General features: G+C 48.9%; 12 protein-coding genes. 8 read left to right on the forward strand and 4 right to left on the reverse strand.

The features are described 5' to 3' along the window. Nucleotides 1–9: 9 nt before the first annotated feature. The 6 genes from ACJJIM_RS18565 (at nt 10) to ACJJIM_RS18590 (ending at nt 7,470) form a co-directional block, all read left to right on the forward strand. A complete protein-coding gene (locus ACJJIM_RS18565) occupies nt 10–573 on the forward strand; it encodes a phosphoribosyltransferase (protein WP_413663623.1) in 564 nt (187 codons plus the stop codon). Nucleotides 574–806: 233 nt separating this feature from the next. Next, nucleotides 807–2,147 (forward strand): aspartate aminotransferase family protein, encoded by a 1,341-nt coding sequence (locus tag ACJJIM_RS18570; protein ID WP_444911696.1) that lies wholly within the window; start codon nt 807–809, stop codon nt 2,145–2,147. Nucleotides 2,148–2,286: 139 nt separating this feature from the next. After that, a complete protein-coding gene (pepN, locus tag ACJJIM_RS18575; protein ID WP_444911697.1) occupies nt 2,287–4,980 on the forward strand; it encodes an aminopeptidase N in 2,694 nt (897 codons plus the stop codon). A 237-nt stretch (nt 4,981–5,217) separates the two neighbouring features. Continuing rightward, complete coding sequence (locus ACJJIM_RS18580) at nt 5,218–5,718, forward strand: GNAT family N-acetyltransferase (RefSeq protein ID WP_413663626.1); 501 nt, start codon at nt 5,218–5,220, stop codon at nt 5,716–5,718. Between the two features lie 44 nt (nt 5,719–5,762). Continuing rightward, entirely contained in the window at nt 5,763–6,809 is a 1,047-nt protein-coding gene (locus ACJJIM_RS18585; protein WP_444911698.1) for a Kelch repeat-containing protein, read from the forward strand. A 109-nt stretch (nt 6,810–6,918) separates the two neighbouring features. Beyond that, a complete protein-coding gene (locus tag ACJJIM_RS18590; RefSeq protein WP_413663628.1) occupies nt 6,919–7,470 on the forward strand; it encodes a hypothetical protein in 552 nt (183 codons plus the stop codon). Nucleotides 7,471–7,551: 81 nt separating this feature from the next. Here ACJJIM_RS18590 and ACJJIM_RS18595 read toward each other — a convergent pair whose 3' ends face one another. Then, on the reverse strand, nt 7,552–9,537 hold the full coding sequence (locus ACJJIM_RS18595) for a transporter substrate-binding domain-containing protein (protein WP_444911699.1): 1,986 nt from the start codon (nt 9,535–9,537) through the stop codon (nt 7,552–7,554). A gap of 423 nt (nt 9,538–9,960) precedes the next feature. Beyond that, a complete protein-coding gene (locus ACJJIM_RS18600; protein WP_444911700.1) occupies nt 9,961–11,463 on the reverse strand; it encodes a hypothetical protein in 1,503 nt (500 codons plus the stop codon). Between the two features lie 326 nt (nt 11,464–11,789). Here ACJJIM_RS18600 and ACJJIM_RS18605 point away from each other — a divergent pair, with 326 nt between their 5' ends. Beyond that, nucleotides 11,790–13,340: an alpha/beta fold hydrolase gene (locus tag ACJJIM_RS18605; protein ID WP_444911701.1), complete on the forward strand. Its 1,551-nt coding sequence runs from the start codon at nt 11,790–11,792 to the stop codon at nt 13,338–13,340. Nucleotides 13,341–13,469: 129 nt separating this feature from the next. Continuing rightward, nucleotides 13,470–16,208: a M1 family aminopeptidase gene (locus tag ACJJIM_RS18610; protein ID WP_444911702.1), complete on the forward strand. Its 2,739-nt coding sequence runs from the start codon at nt 13,470–13,472 to the stop codon at nt 16,206–16,208. 96 nt (nt 16,209–16,304) lie between these two features. Here the strand turns inward: ACJJIM_RS18610 and ACJJIM_RS18615 are convergent, their stop codons facing one another. Together ACJJIM_RS18615 and ACJJIM_RS18620 are read right to left on the reverse strand one after the other, a co-directional pair. Next, complete coding sequence (locus ACJJIM_RS18615) at nt 16,305–16,889, reverse strand: HdeD family acid-resistance protein (RefSeq protein WP_413663632.1); 585 nt, start codon at nt 16,887–16,889, stop codon at nt 16,305–16,307. Nucleotides 16,890–17,284: 395 nt separating this feature from the next. Then, nucleotides 17,285–18,598 carry an aspartate aminotransferase family protein gene (locus tag ACJJIM_RS18620; RefSeq protein WP_444911703.1) on the reverse strand — a complete coding sequence of 438 codons (1,314 nt, stop codon included), beginning with the start codon at nt 18,596–18,598 and terminating at the stop codon, nt 17,285–17,287. Between the last annotated feature and the right edge of the window lie 6 nt (nt 18,599–18,604).

Raw genomic sequence — 18,604 nt, forward strand, 5'->3', positions numbered from 1 at the left:
GGTACATTGATGAAAAAGCACTTTATTAGCGCACAGCAGCTCCTGATAGACTCTTATGCTCTCGCCGAGCAAATCTATAAGGACGGCTTTCGCCCAAACTATATTGTCGGTGTTTGGCGCGGTGGCGCTCCTGTGGGCATCGCTGTACAAGAGCTGCTGCACGTGATGGGAGTGGATGCAGACCATATCGCTATCCGCACTTCCTCCTATCTCGGTATCGGTGAGCGTGATAAGAAAGTGCGCGTGCATGGCCTGAACTACCTGATCAAGCGCCTGGAGTCCCACGACTCCCTGTTGATCGTGGACGATGTGCACGACTCTGGCCTGAGTATTGAGCAAACTATCGAAGACCTGCGCGCTGCCTGTAAGAAGAACACGCCGGAGATTCGTATCGCGACCCCTTACTACAAGCCGAAGAACAACAAGGCCAAGCGCGAGCCGGATTACTTTATCCACAAGACCGAAGAGTGGTTGGTATTCCCCCACGAGATCGACGGTCTGTCCCGGCAGGAGATTCTGGAGAACAAACCAGAACTCGCCCCCTATGTGGACAGAATCGCCACTGCTGTTTAATCAGCAATATTACCGGGGGCTAATGCCTCCGGTTCTCTTCTCCTCTCATCTCCCTCTCTCCCTTAGGCCATTCCGGCAAACCCTCCCCCGGCACTCAACTCCGGCCATAGGCAATACTTCAATACTCTATTAATAAATCCCACTTATGAAACTAAAGTTAGTGAGAATCAATTTATAAAGTAGAAAAGTTGGTCCAAAATTAATGCGATAAGGCCAAATGTCGGAAAATAAAAATGAACGACAAATCAGCGGGACTTAGTAAATCGCAGCTCGATGCTTACTGGATGCCTTTTACCGGGAATCGCCAATTCAAAAGAGATCCCCGTATTATTACCTCAGCCAGCGGCTGCTATTACCGTAGTGCTGATGGCCGCCCCATTTTCGATGGTCTCTCTGGCTTGTGGACCTGTGGTGCCGGACACAACCGTCCGGAGATAATTGACTCCATTACCCGGCAAGCAGCCCTTCTGGATTATGCACCCGCTTTCCAATATGGCCACCCGGGAGCCTTCCAACTAGCGGAGTGTGTCAGCCAGATGATGCCCATGGGGCTCAATCGTATTTTCTTTACAAACTCCGGCTCTGAATCCGCAGAAACCTCTCTAAAAATAGCTAGAGCCTACTGGCAGAAGATCGGCGCTCCAGGGAAAACAAAATTCATCGGACGCGTGAAAGGCTATCACGGAGTTAATTTTGGCGGTCTTAGTGTGGGCGGTATTAGCGCTAATCGAGCAATCTTTGGCTCATCTTTAGATTCTGACCACCTTCGCCACACCCTTTTACCCCACAACCGCTTTGCTAAAGGACAGCCTGAACAGGGAAGTTTCCTGGCAGACGAGTTGCTGGAACTTATCAAACTGCACGGTTCTGAAAACATTGCCGCTGTTATTGTCGAGCCCGTAGCGGGGTCTGCGGGAGTATTGCCCCCACCAAAAGGCTATCTCCATCGCCTTAGGGAAATATGTACTCAATACGACATATTGTTGATATTTGATGAAGTCATTACCGCTTTCGGACGCATGGGGAAAGCCACCGGAGCAGAGTTTTTTGGAGTGACCCCGGATATGCTCAATACAGCCAAACAGCTTACAAATGGCGCTGTTCCCATGGGCGCTGTGGCTGTGCGTCAAGATATCTACGAGATATTCATGGAAAATGGAGGACCTCAATACCAACTGGAGCTTCCCCACGGCTATACCTACTCTGGGCACCCACTAGCCTGCGCAGCGGCATTGGCGACACTGGATATTTTAAAGAAAGAAAATTTATTTGAGAGATCTGCGGAGCTTGCCCATATCCTGGAAGACCATATCCATCAACTCAATGGATTACCGTTAATAGAAGATATTCGTAATTGTGGACTTGCCGCAGGCCTGACAATCGAATCAGCTCCGGATGAGCCATTACTCAGGCCTTACTTAATTGCTATGAAGATGTGGGAAAAAGGCTTTTATATTCGCTACGGCGGCGACACATTGCAAATCGGCGTCCCATTTATAGCACAGGCAGAGGAGATTGACGGAGTTATCAACGCATTAGCGGAATCAATCACTGAGGTCGCAAACGGCCAGTAGCCAGAACCTACCCCTTCTCACTCTGTATAAAAGATTCCCCCTACTGATACGGAAAATTTATATCGCCGCCTAGCTATCTTTAATGATACAAAGTAAATCGCAAATAGTAATTCAATAACTCTATATTAAAAATAGCGCCATGAACAAATATATTCGCCTTACAAATGTATTACTAAAGTACAAAGTGGTTATAGCGATTCTATGTGGTATTTTATTAAGTTCCTGTGAGCAAAGAACTACTAAGCAAGAAATAAACTTACCAGCAAAGAAAATTTCATCTCCTATTAGAACCACAGCCCCAGGACTTTCAGAATCTTATGCTGACATTCGTCGTCAGCAAATTGCTGAAGTGGACTATCGGCTAAGCATCAATCTGGATAGTCAAGCTAAGAACTTCTCCGGAATTGTGCACGCAGATATCAATTTTGGAAAAATACTCGAACAGCCGCTCACTATCGATTTTTCCGGTGGTGCGGTTGATTCAATCCAGGTCGATGGAAGATCTGTTCCATTTGAGTACAACAACTACTTTATTTCTATTGATTATCAAAATCTACCAGAAATATCCCACACGATTACGGTGAATTATCAACACCCGTACTCTAACAATGGCTCAGGATTACATCGCTTTAAAGACCCCAAAGACGAAAAGGTCTATTTATATACGGACTTTGAACCTTATGATGCCAATCGCCTATTCCCACATTTTGACCAACCCAATTTGAAAGCGCGTTACACCCTGGATGTAAAGGCTCCAAAAGACTGGGTAGTAGTTAGCGCGGAAAGAGAGGAGAGAGTAGAAGAGAAAAGAAAATCGAACCACTGGTTTTTCCCTCAAACCAAGAAATTTTCATCTTACATATTCTCTTTACATGCAGGTCCTTACCACATCTGGGAAGACACGGCAGGAGATATCCCCCTTCGCTTAATGGCAAGACAGAGCCTGGCAAATTACGTAAAAACAGAAGACTGGTTTACCTTCACCAAACAATCCTTTGAATTCTTTCAGCCCTACTTTGAAATTGATTATCCATTTAAAAAATATGATCAAATACTAGTTCCTGATTTTAACGCCGGCGCTATGGAAAATGTTGGGGCTGTAACATTTAACGATTCTTACATATCCCGAGGAAAAAAGACCCAGGCCCAGCGGATGCGCCTCGCCAATGTTATTGCCCATGAGCTGGCCCATCAATGGTTTGGTAATTTGGTCACCATGAATTGGTGGGATGACCTCTGGCTCAATGAGAGCTTTGCCACTTACATGGCCAATCTGGCTCTAGCCGAAAATAGCGAATTCACTACAGCCTGGGAGAACTATTATTTAGGCGCCAAGCAATGGGCTTACCACACTGATCAACGCCCCACTACCCACGCTATCCAACTTCCAGTTAACAATACTGATGAAGCCTTTGCCAATTTTGATGGAATTACTTATGGCAAAGGCGGCTCAGTACTCAAGCAATTGCCCTACTATTTGGGCAAAGAAGAATTTCGCAAAGGCGTCAGTAATTACTTAAAGGCTTTGTCTTATGACAATTCAACCCTCAATGACTTTATCAACCACCTGGGCAAAGCTGCGGATAAAGATCTTAATTCCTGGCAGCAACAGTGGCTTTACCAGGCCGGCCTCAACACAATTGAAGCCAGCTTCCAGTGCGATGATGACCAAATCAATCATCTGGTAATTCAGCAAACAGCACCAGAGGAATATCCGATATTAAGGGAACAGCGCACACAGCTGGGGGTTTACCAAATGAAAGCTGGAAGTATGAAACGGGTTGCAACCCTTCCAGTGCTTTATAGTGGTGCCAGAACCGAAGTAAAAGAAGCCGTGGGGCTACCCTGCCCAGAGGGGCTATACCCCAATGAAGAAGATTGGGCCTATGTGAAGGTAAATCTGGATGAAGTTACCATCAAGAATATGGCTCAGCATATCAATGATATTGAAGAACCGTTTGCACGACTAATGTTCTGGCAAAGCCTATTTGATAGCACCTATGACGCAAAACTGCCTCTGGATGAGTATATTAGTTTTATAGTGAATAATGGCGCCGACGAAAAGGACATCAATATTATTCGTTTGAATGCCAGATATATTGAATTCACTTACGATTTTCTGACTCAAATCCCCCTAAGCACAAAGCGCCGTAACGAACTTACTCAGACCGTTGAGAGCTTTGTCTGGGGTCAACTACTAGAGGCGGCTGAAGGTAGTGATCAACAAAAAGTCTGGTTTGGTGTTTTTACCAATATCGCCCACTCCACTCCAGCATTAAGTCATGCTAGAGACCTATTAATGGGAGAGTTTGCCATTAAAGGACTGGAACTCAATCCTGATATGCGCTGGAAACTTATCAAGTTGCAGAATCGTTATCTGTTCTCAGATTATGAGCAGGCAATCACAAGAGAATTGGAAAAAGATAACTCCGACAGATCTAAACTCAACGCACTATCTGCTGAAGTTATTCGCCCCCAACCCGAAAACAAATCAAAGTGGGTAGCTAACCTTATATCTAATCGAGAAAAATTCAAGTTAAGCGAAATTCGAAAAATTACAGAGTCCCTTTTTGCACCAGAGCAAATAGAGCTATTTAACATTCACGGTCAACCCATTTTTGATTCACTGGCTCAGGTCAATGAGGATGAATCTCAGGAATTGCTTACTGCTTATGCTTACGCCCTACCGCTAATGTGCTCTAGAGAAAATGTAAATGAGATTACTAAGTCACTAAAAGAAAAACCACAACTTAAGCCCATATTGGTAAAGGCACTAAAAAATCATCGCTACTCCGGAGAACGCTGTATCAATATCGGGAAGCGATTACTTTAAATCTTCTTTAAACTAGCTATTAATATTGAACTAAGGGCAATATCCAGCCCTTAGTTTCCCTTACCAGGCTTTTGGCTGGGTATTGCGCGTAATAAAACGGTGCAAAAAATGATATATTTTATCTCAATGCCCCCTAATAAAGCATATCTATTGCACCAGCCAACTTATACTTATCCTTCTCTAAAAATCTTGTTACAGTGACATTTCAAAGCCTAAAAGTTTAAAGGGCGTTCCTATTTGAACCATTGTTTTAAAAAGAAAGACAATCAAATAAAGATGTATATATCAGTACAATTAGACGACCTGTCCGATGGTTCCATTAACAATCTTCTTGAAACTCATCTACGGGAAATGTACCGACATTCCCCACCTGGAAGCGTTCACGCACTAAATCCTGATGAGTTAAATGACCCTATGATTACCTTTTGGGGAGCGAGAATTGATGGAGTTTTGGCCGGCTGTGGTGCCCTAAAAGAGATCACCCCTGATTTGGGCGAAATAAAATCCATGAAAACTCATTCTCTATTCCTGCGCAAAGGTGTTGCCCGCGCTTTGATAGAAAGAATATTGGAGGAGGCAAAGCAACGTAAATATAAAGAGATAAAGCTGGAGACAGGTCGCGCTGAAGCTTTTGCTCCCGCAATCGCCCTCTATCGCCGTTATGGATTTGAAGATTGCGACCCTTTCAGTCACTATAAAAATGACCCTTTTAGCCTATTTTTAGGTAAAAAATTATAATCAATAGGTATTCCTTATCAGTCAGTGTGAGAGTTTTTATTACCATGGCGCTATCCAGAAGATCATTTATTAAATATTCCAGCTTAGCTTCCCTAACTTTTGGTGGAGTCAATCTAACCGCTAATGAGGCTAATTCCAGCCTATCTATATCAAGCCTTCCCAGCCTGGAAATACCTTTACAGGAGATATACCCCGCAGTCTTTTCTGGCGAGATCTATGTAGCAGGGGGATTTATCCCATCGGATACAGCGGTTTTCTTCGGTCTCTCTCCAACTAAACAAACACATATCTTTTCTCTAAGGGAACAAAACTGGAGACCAGGACCCAATTTACCAGAGTCAAGACATCACCTCGGTATGGCCAGTAACTCCAACAGCCTATATGGCATAGGTGGATTTTTTGGCGATTCTGATAGCGCTTGGCAAGCCCGAAATACCGTCTATAAACTTTCCAGCGAATATAAACATTGGATAGAAACCAGCCCTCTCCCCCGGCCCTTGGCTGAATCTATTTACACCAACATTGGGGAAGACATCCATGTCATTGGCGGTAAGGCCCCCAACGAACAGTCTAAAAATAGAGATACAAATTTTCATTATGTGCTTACAAGAGGAGATCATTGGGAGCAAGCAGCACCAGCCAGTATCAAGCGAAACTCCGCAGGTGGGGCAACTTTAAATAACAGAATTTATGTAGTTGGTGGCCGCCAGGTTAGCGACAATGGTCGCAAGGCCAGGAATCTAACTTATGCCGAAGTTTATGACCCCAGCCTGGATAAATGGGAAAAGATCCGCCCCCTCCCCCAGGCTGCTGCCGGGCTCACAGCAACCCCATTAAATAATAAATTAATAGTTACCGGCGGTGAGGCATTTGGCCCCAATGGCAACTGGAAGACCGGTACTGCATTTAACAATATTTGGATTTACGATCCAGTCACAGATGATTGGAACAATCAGGGTCATTTGCCCCAGGCACGACACGGTCACGGAGCAGTAGTTATCGGTAATACCCTTTACATATTAGGTGGAGCAAAAAAAGTGGGGCCGCAAGAAACTCTCGCTTCTTTAGTACAAGTAAGATTGAAAGACTGAAGAGTAGACCCATACACAACAAAATTCTCTATTAATTATAAAAATATAGTAAAATATTCGACGAACAATATCGCACACGATTAAAAAACATACAAAAGAAGAGGTTTCAATGAAGCTAATTAAGCTTTTCTCTGTAGTTTTCTCAACCCTTTATATGATCGGCTGTGGCTATGTAACTACCAACTATGGAGCCACTCCAGAAAATGTAAATGCTATCAAGGCAGCTGGTGAGAACAGAGTTTCTGTTGATAAATTTTCATCTGTTTCAGGCAAAGAGCGCTCTTCTATTGGCTGCCGAGCTGCAGGACCCATTAAAAATCAAAATGACCAAACATTCGAGTCTTATATCCATAATGCATTTATCAATGAGCTAAAGATGGCTGAGGCTTATGATGAAAGCTCGGAAGTTTCTATTCGAGGTGAAATCTCTGAATTGGATTTTAACTCCAACATAGGTGCTGGAAAATGGAAGCTTTCAGCTACTATTTCCTCTTCGTCTCATAATGGATATCAGGTAGAGTCGATATATCCTTTTTCAACAAACTGGGTTGCTGATAAAGCTTGTCAACAAGTAGCACAAGCCTTCCAGCCCGCAGTATCTGACCTTATAAACAAAATCGTTACACACCCAGAATTTTCCTCTTTAATGAATAATAATTAGTATTAATCCCTCTAAGATCGGCAGGCAAACACGGCATAGTATTTGCCTGCTTTCTTCGTTCTTTATAGTCCACATCAATAATCAAATGCCACTACCACTCTGCCGAGTAGATAAGTATCCAATATATCTATCCCGTATCTCACGCACATAATTAACTGGCTCCCTGCCGCGCACATAACCAAAACGGCTATCGCGATAGTATTCAGGCTGGGACAGCAGCAACATGGCCTCTTCAACATGGCCAAACCACTGGTTAGGGTCCCACTCCAGTCGTCGGGCTAACGCTCTGGCATCCCTGACATGACCGTGACCCGCATTATATGCAGCCAGGGTAAAATAGATCTTCTGCTCTAGGGGTATATTTTCAGGAAAACGTTTATCCAGCCACCCCAAATAAGATACACCTGCGCGGATACCGTTTTCAGGATCATACAAATTGTTAACTCCCATCTGTCGTGCTGTCCGCGGTAATACCTGCATCAAGCCCTGAGCACCGGCAAAGGAGCGCGCTTGGGGGTTAAATTGACTCTCCTGGTACATCTGCGCAACCACCATACGCCAATCCCTATCGGTAGCCTCAGTATATTTCTTTACTATGGGATCAAAGGGCGATAGTTCATCAGTGCTGCGCAGGCGCTGCCCTTGATGTCGGAGGATACGCTTTTGCTCCTTGAAATATTTATTGTAAGTAACGTTAAAGAACAGGTCCCGATTGTGCTTGTTCAGAAAGTTATTCAGTTGTTCCAATAATACCGGCTGGCCAGTTCGAACGGCCCAGGCGATATCTCGCTCCCCTGGCAACTCCCCCACTACAGTAAAGTCATCCCGGTAAGTTCTCTCAATGGCGGCCAAGTGTGAGTCAACTACGGTATAGGGAAAAATACCCCTGGCTACTGCATCAATAAGAAACTCACTGGTAGCGCCTTTTAAACGATGGATCTGTAGCGGCACCATATCTTGCCCGTGCTGCTTTTCCATTATATTGACCAGACTCTCGTGATAGCTCGTGGTGGGATTAACCACTACTGTTTGCCCTGAAAGCAGGATCTCGGGAAGGGGTAGCTCTTTATCAAGCACATTTGATTTTGCAGCTACTACCTGTTCCGTAACTGTCATATAAGGCTTGGAAAATGCCAATCCCTGCTGGCGGCGGGCCTCGGTAACAGTAAGGGATGCAGCAATCATGTCCCCCATTCCATCATTCAATGCTTCGACCAAATCCTGATCTTTATCGGGCACAACCATGCTCAGGCGTAATTTATGGTCACGGGCAAACTTCCTTAGCAGATCGTAATCAAACCCCATCAACTCACCGCGCCAGATAAAGTAGGAAGCGGGGTGATTGCGAGTAAGCACCCTTAAAGTTCCGCTCTCCTTTATTGCCTGCCAATCTCTCAGTGGCTGCTCTCGGTTCTGACTGGCCAATACCAATTCAGCGGTAAAGAACTCATTCAACTCACGTCTCAAAGCGATAGCATCTTTACGTACAGCCCAGGCGATAGGCCTGCGGGAATCGAGTTCTGTGGTGGCTGTGAGTTGCGGGTAATCAGTTAGAAATACATCGGCCAAATTACTATCAATAATTGTTGCGGGGTATTCACCCGCTGCTACAGCCGCGATAAGCTCGCTGGTTGCAACCGGCTTATCGAGGTAAGTGATCCTGTAATTTTCCCTATCGGCTTGCTGCTCCAGGGTTTCAGCAAATGCACTGCCCCGCCGCAGCACGACTTGTAAGGGCACAGCCTCTTCCACCTCGAACTCTTTATGAGTAATTAGCAACTCATCAACATATTGTAATGGGCGGGTAAAACCCAGTAATAACTTGCGTTCTTCGGTGCGGGAAAAATTAGTGGCAATTACATCCCCACGTCCATCAACAACCGCTGGAATTAAATCGGAAAAGTTATCTACGTAAACCCACTGAGGCTTTAATCCGCGGCTACGAGCAAAACTTTCCGCAAGTTTTCGCCACTCTGTTGCAGGTAGTCCTTCTCGTGGTAAGGCGCTCTCCTGGGGACCCCTTGGGGCCAACAGGCGCAATACACCTCTCTCTAACAGGGCTGGCAAATCTCCCTGCTCTACATAATTTTCAAATTGCGGCTTTGCGGGCTGTTTATTCTGCGGCGTTGGTATTGGTTGTTGGGGAGATTCCGTTAAAACCTTTGAGTTTTCTATAACAGGATCTCTATTACTCTCGCATGCGGCAAGCAGCAATATTAAGACAAATAGCGGAAATATAATGAAAAACCGTTTTCTGCTCACAGTGCACCCTTTCTTATTCTATGAGAAGCATTACCCTTAACGCGCACGCTATGCTTCGCAATATGGAATTGCCGCTGTTACAGAAATCGTACCAGTTTGCTGGGAAATTATCCCCTAAAAAAAAAGCCCGGCAAAGTCAATTGCCGGGCAAATATACGTTGGCGAATGTCGGATGTCTCTTACACAGAGTGACAAGCCTTTTTTATTCAGTGAGCGCTCTTATGGTTGCTATGATGACTTGGGTTTGCCCTTCAGCTCTGCCAACCTCATTTTTATTTCTTTGTTCTGCTCCTCGTCTGGGAGCTCGAACATCAGCGGCTTCGCCACTCGGGCAAAATACTCCGCATCTTTCTTTTGGTAGAGCTCTTCTGCCAGCCACTGGGCAATATGCAGCTCACGGGGGGCACGCTTGTAAGCCTGCTCCAGCTTTTCCAGATATTCCTCTCGGGGGTAATCCAGCATCTCCATAGCCATCGCCAGGCCAAACCAGTGAGATGCATTTTTCGGTTCTTCCTTCACCAGGAAGTCGAACTCCTCCCGCGCCATTTTCAAGCTGCGAAGATCCCGCTTACTACCGGGCGCCACCGCCTGCTGATTAACCGTTAACCAGGCATGGGCACTCAAGTACCAGAGCTGGCCTCGGTCCTTAGTGGGGACACTGGCCAAAAGGTGGCTGGCCTGGGGGAAATTACCCAATCGCAGATCGGCACTCGCTTTAATCGCAGCCAGCTCAGTACTGTAAATACCCGTGCTGTAGGCATACTCAATCAACTCATCCAAGGCCAGCAGGTTGTAACCAGACTGGGCGATAAATCCAGCCAGGATACTCACCGACTCTCTTTTGCTGAGGCGTTTAATCGTAGGGCTGGCCTCTTTAAAGTCCGCGGGGATAGCGCCACTAAAATGTTCAAAGCTATCCGCCTTATAAGTGGCTACATAGGCCTTTTCGATTTCTTTCACCGACATTCCCAGCGCTTCTTCCAGGGCAAGTACTGGGTCGGCACCATCGTTATAGGCTTTGACGAAATTATCGAAATTATCCTGCTTGCCGCTTTTCATCATCAACCAGTGAGACAGAATCCAACCTCCGGCATAGACATCTGCCTTTTCGTCCGCATCGGTGTTGTACACCGTCGCGCGCAACAGGTCTTCCAGGGGCATAAGCCCGGTATACATCAGGGTCATGGCCCGCTCGCTGGGAATGGAGCCAATTTCGTAGGTGCCTTTTTCCGGGAAGGACATGGTTGCCATAAATTCAGCAAACCCCTCGCTATACCAATAGGGGTAGTGGGTGGTGTTGCCGTTATAGCTCAGAAAATGGGTGTATTCGTGGAACAGGAATTCGCGCGCTTTGAGCTGCCTCTCAACGCTGCGACCATCCAGGTTTACCAGGGCATAGTTACCCTCAGCAGAGGTATCGAACAAACCATTGGTCATATCCGCCAGCTCAACACCCACCAGGTTTGCATAGGTGTCCCGGTCTGCGGCCGCATAAATAGTTAATCGCTCGCTTTTTGGATCTGCATCGAGTAACTCCAAGGCCACTGCGCGATAGCGCTCCAGGTCTGCTACCAGACTTTTGACTGCGTTGGGATCACCATCGGTAATCACGCGAAAATTATCACTGTCGACTTCATACCAGGTCACCTCCCCCAAACCACGCGGCACAGCGTAGGCTGAAGCAATAAATCCGAAACAAAGTACTAATAGAACAACTGAACGAGAAACCATAGTTCGGGCCACCGAGTCATTGTTGCTGAAGCCCTCCCTAGCTGATTAGCGAAGACGACACAGTACCGGTTTTCACTGATCAAAAAAAGATCAATTTGATCACAAAACGGCTTTTCGTCTGTTTTTGTGTGACCGGAAAGACACAAAATAGATAGCTGTTCACAAACAGTTTTCTGCAGCAGATTGCGACATGAAGCGAGACAAACGTCTCAAATTTAGCCCTGTTTACGTACAAAACTAGGATGAACTCCTATAGTACGGGGTCGACCAAGGAGGGAATCCTGGTCAAAAAAATAATAATGATTTCATCAGATGAGAGAAAACTAATGAATACCAAGCCACTACTGGCGCTGCTTGGCGGCGCCCTAATGTCTGCTCATGCCTGGTCGGCACCGGAATATATCGCCGACGTGGATATTACTTCTTTTGACGGTACGGTCCTGGATGCGAATTTATTTATCCCGGAAACGCCCGCACCAGCAGACGGTTACCCCACCGTTATTTTTACCAACAGCTGGGGGCTGGAGAAGCACCAGTACCACTTCCAGGCCAAAGAGCTGGCAGAAAACGGCTACCTGGTGCTTAGCTACTCCACCCGGGGATTTGGGCACTCGGGAGGACTTGTTGACGTCGCAGGGGATAACAGCCTTAACGATGTGGGAGTCCTGATCGACTGGCTGGAAACCAATTACCCGGTGGGCAAGCTGGGTATGGCCGGAATTTCCTACGGCGGTGGAATTTCACTTTTGAGTGCTGCCAAGCACCCTCGCGTCGATGCAGTAGCTGCGCTATCCGGTTGGGCAGATGTAGTAGAAGCTTTGTACCCCAATGAAACCGTCAACCTGGTTTGGGGCACGCTGCTTGTTACTACGGCCTTCCAGAAAGAAGCAGAACTCGAGCAGGTATGGAGCAACCTGCGCGACGGCGAAAATATGGAACAGGTAATTAATTTCGGTGCTGAGCGCTCCGCAATGAGTTACGTGGACGAAATCAATCAAAACGGCACAGCGGTGTTGCTCTCAAACAATTTCGCCGACTACCTGTTTAAGCCGAATAGCATGACCGATTTCTACTCCCTGCTCGAAGGGCCCAAGAAACTCATGCTAAACCCCGGCACCCACGCGATTACCGAGACTCTTACCGGTAACAATGGCCATATCTGGTCCACCAGTTTCCGCTGGTTCGACCACCACCTTAAAGGCGAGGACAACGGGATCGACACCGAACCCAAGGTGGATATGACTGTGCGCATCAGCAATGAGCTGGAGCAATTCGAGGACTACCCGGTAACGGACGAAAGCACCACCTGGTACCTGCAGCCACGCTTTACCATGTTTAACAATGCAAAAATGGAGAGCGACAAGTACGACGGTTGGAGCTGGAGTAACGAATTCCACGGCGGCTCAGATACCTTTGCAGGCACCGGCATCCCGCTGGTTTCCGATGCACTGGAAGGCTTCGGTATCCCCGCTTACGCGCCCATGATCGCTATCAACGGCTACTACGCCATCGAGTACAAATCACCGATTCAGCGGGAAACCCTGAAGATTCGCGGCGAACCCAAACTCGAAATGTGGGTGGAACCCAGCAAAAAAGAAGTGCAACTCAACGTGCACCTCTACGATGTGGGTCCGCTGGGATTGGGACGCCTGATAACTCATGCCCCCATTACCCTGCATTCAGACAAGTCTGGGCAAAAACAAAAGTTCGAAGTGGACTTTTTCACCACCAGCTACGATGTCCCGGTTGGCCACCGTGTAGTATTGGCCATCGATACTCAGGGTTATATCTACCAGAAGCCGGAAAATACCAATTACACTATCACAGTGCCCTACAGCAGTAGCAAGGTCTCTAGCCTGACCGTACCGCACCTGTAGGTCTCCCCACAGAAACCCGGCGTTCACCGCCGGGTTTCCTCCCACCTTCCCCTCAGCCCAACTATTTGCATCGCATAATTTTTCTCCAAAGCGGTACAATCAGCCTTTTGGCTGAGTGCTCCCCCTACCATGAAAAAGAACATCCCGCTCACCCTGCTAACCGCGGCCCTGCTCTCAGTAGCAGGTTGTAACCCCGCAGAAAAAGCATCGGAACCAGCAAAAACCAGTACTGCCCAGGAAATCGAGGCTAAAGGCCTCGATTTTGATAAGGCTCCCGAAGGGCGCCTGCCCGAGGGCACTACCCCCTTGGATTACCAGCTGGAACTGGTGCTGGACCCGCGCAAAGACTCCTTCACCGGCAAGGTGGATATCGATATCCAGCTGGCGGAAGGTGCCCGACATATTTGGCTGCATGGCAAAAACCTGGATGTGCGCGAAGTCTACGCACAGCTCGATGACGGCCGCCAGATTCCGGCCGAATACCGGGAAGTACTGGACAGTGGTGTTGCCGCAGTAGAGTTTGCGGAGAAGATCGATGCGGGCAGTTTCAAACTGCATATCGACTACAGTGCTGCATTTGATCGCAACCTGGCCGGGCTTTTTAAGGTCGAGGAGCAGGGCGATGCCTATGCCCTGGCAAAATCTGAATCGATCCAGGCCCGCAAGTATTTACCCGGCTTCGACGAGCCAGGCCTGAAGGCCCCCTTTACTGTCAGCCTGACAATACCCGAAGGCTACGCAGCGATTAGCAATGGGCCCGAGCTGAAGCGCGAAGCGGCAGGTGACGGCATGGAGAAAGTCACTTTCGCCACCACACCACCGATGTCCACCTATTTGCTGTCCCTGTCAGTGGGCCCATTTGACCAGGTTGAGCGCCCAGCCATTCCGCCGAGTAAATACCGCAAGGAGCCCATTCCCCTGCGCGGCTTCGCCCGTAAAGGTCGCGGTGAGGATATGAACTACATCCTCGATATCACCCCCAAAATGGTGGAGACCTTCGAGACCCAGCTGCAACGCCCCTACCCATTCAAGAAGCTGGACATTATTGCCGCCCCCCAGTGGCCCAGTGGCGCTACTGAGTTGTCTGCGGCAATTACTTATCGCGAACAGCGTATCCTGGTGGGCGACAACCCCGCTCCCGGCACCCGCCTGGCTCTCGTAGAAGTTCATGCGCACGAAATTGCCCATATGTGGTTTGGCAATCAGGTCACCCCTCCCTGGTGGGACGACCTATGGCTGAAAGAAGGTTTCGCTACCTGGGGGGAGGCGCTGGCCCTCACCATTATGGAACCTGAAGAGGGGCACGACCTCAACGCAGCGACTTATGCGATCGGCGCCATGCAGCTAGACTCCCTGGCCAGCACCCGCGCCATTCGTGAGCCCATCGCGGACAACAACAATATTCGCAACGCCTACGATTCGATCACTTACTCGAAGAGCCTGGGCGTTATCCACATGGTGGACACCTATTTCGGAGCGGAAAACTTCCGCCCGGCACTGGGGCGCTACCTGGAAACCTTCTCCGACAGCGTGGCCGACTCACCACCCTTCTACAAAGTGATCGGCCAGGAAACCAACACCCCGGAACTGACCGAGACTTTCCGCAGCTTTGTCGAGCAAAAAGGGGTTCCACAACTGGATATCGCCATGGACTGCAATAGCGACGGCAAGGCCTCGCTAGTGGTTCAGCAGAGCCGTTACAAGCCACTCGGCTCCCCTATCGCCGACGCCAGCGATAAATGGAGCATCCCCTTCTGCTTCAGCACCGATAGCGGCGTGCAGCAGTGCCAGATCCTGACTGAGCCAAGGGAAACCCTGGAGATTACCGGCGGTGCCTGCCCAAACTGGGTAATGCCCAATGCTCAGGGCAGCGGCTACTACCGCTGGAACCTTCCCAAGGCGCAGTGGCAGGCACTGATTAAACAATTTGCCCAGTTCTCTGCCACTGAGCAGCTGTCCATTATCGACAGCGCCTTCTCAGCTTTCGAGGCCGGCAATCTCACTGCGGCACCACTGCTGGAAGTAGTGCGCAAATCCGCAGTGGCGGACAAGCGCCAGGTGATCACCATGCCACTGCGCTACCTGCAGAAGTACCGGGATAATTACCTGGGTGAATCCCAGCGCTCTGCATTCCTGAATTTTGCCCAGAACCTGTACCTGCCGATACTAAATCGCAGCGCCAATAGCAGTGATAGCGACCAGCAGATGCTGCACAGCGACCTGCTAACCTTTATGGCACAAGTTGCAGAAGATCCTGACTCGCGCAAGCAGTTACAGGAAATGGCAACCGCCTTTACCGGCTTTAAACAGGAACGGGATGCGAAGGCGTTAAGCTCTGACCTATACCAGGCAGCCCTGAGTGTGGCAATACAGGATGCGGGGGAGGATTTCCTCGCACACCTGATCAAAGTCCGCGCCGAGCTGGATGATCCCCGCTTTGAAAATGCCAGTGCCAATGCCATCGGTACCAGCAACAATCCCAAGCAAGTGGAAACCATTCAAGCATTAGCGCTCAGCGACGAAATGGGGCCGAGAGAATCATTTGGCCTGATCCATTACGCCCTGGCCCAGCCCAGGGTTCAGGAACAGCACTGGGAGTGGCTGCAACAGAACTTTGACAAGGTAGTAGATAAGATTCCGGCCCAGATCCGCCGCCGCACCCCATCACTTGCCGCTGCCTTCTGCGATAAACAGCACCTGGGCGAACTGCAACAACTCTTTGCCCAGCAAGGTGATTTAGCCCCCGGATACCAGCGCAGCCTCGCGCAAGCCGAGGAGCGAATCCAGCTGTGTATGGCACTGGAGAAAAAAGGCAAAGCGTTAATGGGGGCATTGCCGAAGGCAGTCAATCTCGCTGCTAAACAATAAAAAACAGAAGCTGTTATTTAAATAGCAATTCGAAAAGGCCGGTATTACTAAGTAATACCGGCCTTTTTTATTACTGAGCGTATTTGAGTTAAACGGTTATGAAGAAGCAGACTTATTATGCTTGCGCAGTCGGAAAGATAACCAGATCAATGGCAGTCCCAAAATAATCGCATAAGCACCGATTACCCAGAGCAACGCCAGAGCACCAGCCCCGGGGCTGACTAAAATCGCAACTCCGAAAATCACCGAGAGAACACCAATAGCGATCAGCAGCCACTCGTTATCAATTTCCTTGCGCAGGCGAACAGCACCGACAATTTCAAAGATACCCCGTACCAGGGCCCAGGCACCGATAAAAACGACCAACACTAAAGCGGTAACCTGAGGGAAAATAAAAGTCACAATTCCCGCAGCTAAACTGATCAGCCCCGAGATAATCAACCACCACAGTGGAGTGGACTTATGCCGCCCCATCACCGCTGCAACCAGGGAAAAAATACCATCCAGGAAAGCGTAAACCCCAAAAAGCAGCACCAGGGTCAACAGGGACAATCCCGGCCAGACAAAAGTCAGCACGCCGAAAATCACCGCGACAATACCGCGCAGCAGGAGTAGCCACCAGTTTGCAGACAACACCTGCAAAATAGGTCCGGTCGCCAGGGGAGGAGTGTCAGCGGACATAGAAAAGTCCCCAGGTTGAGTAACTTTCCATATTGAAGAGTCCCTTACCATCAGGGAATTGAATTTTTCCCCAGCGGTTTTTAAAGGCAGCCTACGAGCGCGGCCAGGCAGTCGACTCTGCAAAGACTGTGACCGCGCCGCAGACCACTATTTTCAGTGTAGCTCTAAACGACAATAGGGAAGTTACGCAAACTGCCCTGCGGGTCATAAAAGGAGAGGAAGGGAGAAAACTAATAAGGCAAGACTGCACTCGGGACCGTATGAGGCATGGATGCCGATTATGAGTTTACAGGGATGTATACACGGAGCGTCTCGAGAGAAGTGTATTCTTTCCTTCTGACCCAAGAGTAATTTGGAGAGAACGGCAGCCCGAACGGGCTGCCGCAATAGCAAAATCAGGCCAGAGCGCCGATCACACCACGCAGTTTATCCACAACGGCATCGATCTCGTGCTTCTCGATAATCAGCGGTGGAGACATACACAGGGCATCGCCAATACCGCGGGCCATCACTCCAGCTTCCCAGGCCATGCCAGAGACTTTAGCTCCGTATTTCCCTTTCAGATCCTGCGGCGCGCGCAACTCAATAGCGCCGACCAAACCGTAATTGCGCACATCGATCACATTGTCCAGGTCAGCCAGGCTGTGCAGGGCATTTTCCCAGTGCTGGCCAATTTCACCGGCAGCGCGGGTCAACAGGCCTTCGCGCTCGTAAATATCCAGAGTCGCCATACCCGCCGCACAGGCAACCGGATGTGCTGAGTAGGTATAACCGTGGAAGAATTCCACCGCACCATCGGGAGCCGCATTCATCACGGTTTTATAAATTTCGTCGCTGACAAATACCGCACTCAGGGGCACTGTGGCATTGGTAATCCCCTTCGCGGAGGTGATCATATCCGGGGTTACGCCGAACTCGGTGGAGGCAAATGCAGAACCGGTACGGCCCCAGCCAGAGATAACTTCATCAAAAATCAGCAGTAGGTCGTGCTCATCACAAATTTCCCGCAGGCGTTGCAGGTAGCCTTTGGGAGGCAGTACCACACCGCCGGCACCGGCAAACGGCTCAACAATCACAGCAGCAATCTGGTCGGCACCGTGGAAAGCTACCAGTCTCTCCAGGTCTTCAGCCAACTCAATACCGTGTTCCGGCAGGCCACGGCTGAATGCATTGCGTTCGATATCCAGGGTGTGACGCATATGGTTGGCTTTCACCGGCTGGCCAAAACCCTGGTAGTTAGGAGGAATACCGCCCACAGAAATACCGCCGAAGTTTACTCCGTGATAACCCTTCTCACGGCCGATAAACATAGTGCGAGTGCCCTTGCCGCGTACACGCTGGTATTGCAGGGCAATTTTCAGGGCGCTCTCAACTGCCTCGGAACCGGAATTACCGAAGAACACATGGTCCAGGCCATCGGGAGTGTGCTTTACCAGGCGCTCGGAATATTCGAAACCCAATTCGTGGCCGAAATTAAAAATAGAGCTGTAGTCGAGTGTTTTTGCCTGCTGGTAAATTGCCTCTGCAATTTCAGAACGGCAGTGACCCGCATTGCTGCACCACAAACCCGCAGTCGCATCAATAACCTGGCGACCGCCTTTCTCCGTGAGATAAATCCCCTCGGCGTGCTCTACAATTCTCGGTGCAGACTTAAAGGTGCGGTTGGGGGTAAACGGCATCCAGAAAGCATCGGTTTGCATCTCAGACATAGTATT

The sequence above is a fragment of the Microbulbifer maximicatervae (SeqCode) genome (genome assembly GCF_052467615.1).

Excerpts from the sequence above, each read along its gene's own strand:
- ACJJIM_RS18620 (WP_444911703.1), bottom strand. The coding sequence starts at position 18,598 with ATGTCTGAGATGCAAACCGATGCTTTCTGGATGCCGTTTACCCCCAAC.
- pepN (WP_444911697.1), top strand. The coding sequence starts at position 2,287 with ATGAACAAATATATTCGCCTTACAAATGTATTACTAAAGTACAAAGTG.
- ACJJIM_RS18600 (WP_444911700.1), bottom strand. The coding sequence starts at position 11,463 with ATGGTTTCTCGTTCAGTTGTTCTATTAGTACTTTGTTTCGGATTTATT.
- ACJJIM_RS18610 (WP_444911702.1), top strand. The coding sequence starts at position 13,470 with ATGAAAAAGAACATCCCGCTCACCCTGCTAACCGCGGCCCTGCTCTCA.
- ACJJIM_RS18615 (WP_413663632.1), bottom strand. The coding sequence starts at position 16,889 with ATGTCCGCTGACACTCCTCCCCTGGCGACCGGACCTATTTTGCAGGTG.
- ACJJIM_RS18590 (WP_413663628.1), top strand. The coding sequence starts at position 6,919 with ATGAAGCTAATTAAGCTTTTCTCTGTAGTTTTCTCAACCCTTTATATG.
- ACJJIM_RS18605 (WP_444911701.1), top strand. The coding sequence starts at position 11,790 with ATGAATACCAAGCCACTACTGGCGCTGCTTGGCGGCGCCCTAATGTCT.
- ACJJIM_RS18565 (WP_413663623.1), top strand. The coding sequence starts at position 10 with ATGAAAAAGCACTTTATTAGCGCACAGCAGCTCCTGATAGACTCTTAT.
- ACJJIM_RS18570 (WP_444911696.1), top strand. The coding sequence starts at position 807 with ATGAACGACAAATCAGCGGGACTTAGTAAATCGCAGCTCGATGCTTAC.
- ACJJIM_RS18585 (WP_444911698.1), top strand. The coding sequence starts at position 5,763 with ATGGCGCTATCCAGAAGATCATTTATTAAATATTCCAGCTTAGCTTCC.